Here is a 3727-nt window from a genome sequence, read left to right as displayed (position 1 = left end):
TAGAGGAGCTCACCAGACAAGATTTGCTCAGGAGGCTCGAGTGTGAGCGTCAGGCTTCTAGTTGTATCGATGAAATATCATCTCAAGCAGAGCTACATATCGGAGAAGGTGATGATGAGGATTACTTCACTTGTGAAAAAGGAAGAGTACTCGGAGATTTCTGGAATTTCTTTGAATCTCTCTTTACCCTTTTTGAAGTAGATGTAGATGATCCGAAAATCTACCAAATGCTCAAGGAGAAGAAAGAAAAAAACCTGATTGCTGCGATAATGAAGTTTTTGCGTGATAAGCTTAAGGAGTTAATCAAGAAGATTTTTGCACGCGATTTAAGTTTCAATCAGAGGTTGGACAAAGAGATAAAAGAATTGCAGGAGAAATTAGGCAGAGGTGAGTTATCAGAAGAAGAGTTTGCAAGGGCGTTAGAAAGATTAACTGCATTGCAAGATCTGAAACTCAGGTTACAAATGGCCGTTGTCGGATGGATTGTTACAATGTTCGCAGAGATGTTTGGAGTTGAGTTGGCGGCTGCGGTAGAGGCATCTACAGAAGAAGAAGACAAAAAAGCAGAAAAAACATCATTAGAAGCAATTAAAGAAGTTCATAAAGACGTAGAAATCAAGGTAGATGAAAGAGAAGAACCTAAAGTGCCAGTTTCCCTTTTTGAAGTTTCACCCGAATTTGTAAGGCCAGTCCCTCTGAGCAAACCAGAGCTTGATCTTTTACCAAAGCCTATAATGCCTTCTATATTTAAGGAGGTCATAAACAATGAGAACCGCGAGGAAACAAAACCAAAAATGGAAGAAGAGAAAAAAGCAAAACCTGAGGAACCGAAGGAAGAGGTGTGTCTACCGAAATCTGCGGAGAAGATGCCTGAAGCAAAGAAGCCAAGAGCGATAATGAAGAAAGCAGGTTTCAACTCTGATAATGTGACAGGAGAGGAAAAAGCAAAGTTGGGTAATTGTAATATGCAAGCTAATGCTAGTGCTGAGCACAAACCTCATCATAATCCTGCGAGTGATGCTCAACCACCAAAAAGATTGATTGATGGTGTAAAAGTTAATAATCATGTGGATTCAATAGGAAAGGCACCAGAAAAAGCACCATCGAGGGGATAGCTAGTGTTAGCTTCAGATGACAAAAAAGACTGGATCCCAGTGTCTGGGCACTGGGATGACAAGAAAAAGAGGTACTGGTATGACATTAAAGAGTAGGGATTGATGGCAAAGAGAAATACAGGTGTCATTCCAGCGCGTGACGCTGGAATCTAGAAAACTGAATTTTGTGAAAAAGAGTGAATAAAAATTTTTGAAAAAAAATATAAAAAAGTGCTTGCACTTAATTTTATTTTTAGTAGACTGGTTGCATAATATTTTTACTGGAGGGTAACATGCCAAGATATGTTGATGATTACGTTAAACCAAAATATGGTGATGATACTAAACCAGGAGGGGGAAAAGCTGACTTAAGCAAAATGGACCCAAAAAGGATTGATGATTTTAGTAAATTCTGGAAACAGAAGGAAGAAGAGAGAAAGAAGCAAAATCAATCTAGTGGTCAAGGTAGTAGTAAAAGTTAAAAGTCTATGCTGATTTAAATAGGAGGGGTGTTATGCCTGAAAATGGAATGACTGAGAAATTGATTACAGCATTTAACGCTGATAATCTTTTTTATAATGCTGTTAATACTAATTTAACTTTAGAAGGAGGTACATCGGAGGATTGTATTGTCATTAAATTTGATAAAGACATGGATTATAAACGGGGCATGAGTTATATGAAAAGCCTTAAGGAAAAATTAATAAAAAGGTTTTTTATAACTGAAGATGATGCAGGTATAGCTTTTGATATGAGATCTTTTCCATTTAATTTAACAGAAGGAAAATTGCAGCCTAGCAAGGAAGGTATAAAATATGTAGTTCCAGTAAGTGAAGGTACAATTCTTAACTTAAAATGCTACTTAATGTTTTCATTTGCAAAAGACATTGGAAAAAAACTTGGAGAGATTTTTGGAGTAGAATATATAGATAATTCATTTGGATATGCGGAATTTGACCACAAGTATTATCTATATTGCATGTACTGTGAGGATAAAGAAGTAAGGGATAAGTTTGTAGAGTTATTTCAGTCAGATATTACAAGCTATAATAATGTTTCTTCTGAACTCTTTGACGTTGAAGGTGATTATGTATATATTAAGGATGTATTCAAAAATAATATTCCACTTATTGATAGAATGATAGAGCGTAGTTTTTGGCTTGAGGGGCGTTACCTCCAAGTTCCTAGCAGTGAGAATAAGTATGTTGAATCAATGAAGCACAGAATAGTTAGTCTAATCAATGCTAAATCAAGTATTCAATTTTACCATACCTTTTGTGCATCTTATTTAGATAGTAAAGAAAATTCAGTTTTTATACCTATTGTGCCAAGTGCTGACGGGAGCTTTAGATTTCTAACTCAAAAAGAGGCAAAAAATATCGATAAAGTATTTGGTTATTCTGTATTGCATAATATTGATGGGTGTATCACTGAGAAACAGTTAGTGGAATTGTTAGGAGAAGATTGTGTGAAAGGGATATATGGCATAAATTTTTATGATAAGGAAACCTCACGCTGTATAATGAGTAAGGTAATACAAGAGTCTGTAATCAACAAAGACCATGAATTGTCCATTGATCCTGGGCTTCGTTTTCAAGCATTGTCGCCTGCACAGTCGCCACTCAATTCTCCTACACATGCAGGACCGAGTGGACTAAGAACACCGCCCAAACAAAGGCAAGAAGACAGAGATAGTGGTATTGGTGAGTCACCTCCACAACTTAAGGATTCTGCTGCACGTTCTCCAAGTGGTGATCCAAGATCATCGGTTGAGCAGGTACAGACACAGAGGTTGCCCACGCGGAGTCAGGATGGAGCATTAGAGGGGCCTCCCAGGCAATGGTCGGAAAGAGAGGGAGGAAAAGGGGGGGGCTGTTTCAGTTGGTGCCGGGGAAAATAGATTCAAGTCAATCCACTGGTGATCAATCACAGCTATCTTTAGGTGCTGGTGAAGGTATGCTAACAGAGGATAATATTCCGGATCAGAAAAGATCATCATCGATTCCTTCTCCTATAGCATGGAATGATTCAACATTCTTAAATCCTGAGGTTTCTAATGAGGAACCTGAAAAACAGCAAGTTACTAAGGAAAAGGAAGAAGAAAAGTTGTTTAAAGAATTGCTTTATTGGTTTAACTTAAATAATTATGCTTTGGATCCTCCTCATACTAACTTTATTGCAGAAAATGAGAAGATTGCTAGTTTAATTGATGATGGTGTTGATGTAAAAGAATATTTACAGGAGATAATAGGTAAAACGAAAGAAGAGTATCGTGTCAATAAGGAAGAAGCCTATGATCTCAATGAGTTTCCATTTCAATTTCTTTCTAATTGTGAGAAAAACCAAGAAACAACAGTTGTTGCTAATATAAGTCGTGGTGCCTTACTTAACTTAAAAGAACTTTTTAATCGGAAGCGTGAGGGAAAAGTAGAAGTAAAAGATATCGACATTAACATCGTCGAAAAGGCAGTGAAATCTGAAAAGGACGAAAGGGTAAGTTTTCAGGTGCAAGAACATGGGTTATCCCCTGAAAAAGCAATTAAAACCTGTTATCCCGATGAAAGCGTCTTAGAACCTGTTAAGGATCTCGAAAATATGAGGTAAAATAAGCATAGTTAAGAAAGAGGTATATC

Annotated in this window: 4 protein-coding genes; all 4 read left to right on the top strand. The window is 37.1% G+C overall.

Annotated features, from left to right (window positions below):
• A partial coding sequence (locus tag OZD63_RS01170) for a hypothetical protein (protein WP_275007889.1) occupies positions 1 to 1115 on the top strand: 1115 nt, incomplete at its 5' end.
• Between the two features lie 272 nt (positions 1116 to 1387).
• Positions 1388 to 1576, top strand: coding sequence for a hypothetical protein (locus OZD63_RS01165; RefSeq protein ID WP_274979868.1), 189 nt, complete (start codon positions 1388 to 1390; stop codon positions 1574 to 1576).
• A gap of 32 nt (positions 1577 to 1608) precedes the next feature.
• On the top strand, positions 1609 to 2994 hold the full coding sequence (locus OZD63_RS01160; RefSeq protein ID WP_275007887.1) for a hypothetical protein: 1386 nt from the start codon (positions 1609 to 1611) through the stop codon (positions 2992 to 2994).
• Positions 2979 to 3698, top strand: coding sequence for a hypothetical protein (locus tag OZD63_RS01155; protein WP_275007886.1), 720 nt, complete (start codon positions 2979 to 2981; stop codon positions 3696 to 3698). Before OZD63_RS01160 ends, OZD63_RS01155 begins: the two co-directional genes overlap by 16 nt.
• Positions 3699 to 3727 lie beyond the last annotated feature (29 nt).

The sequence above is a fragment of the Wolbachia endosymbiont of Drosophila leontia genome (genome assembly GCF_028981785.1).
Classification (GTDB): Bacteria; Pseudomonadota; Alphaproteobacteria; order Rickettsiales; family Anaplasmataceae; genus Wolbachia; species Wolbachia pipientis.
This window is presented reverse-complemented; position numbering and strand designations above follow the sequence as displayed.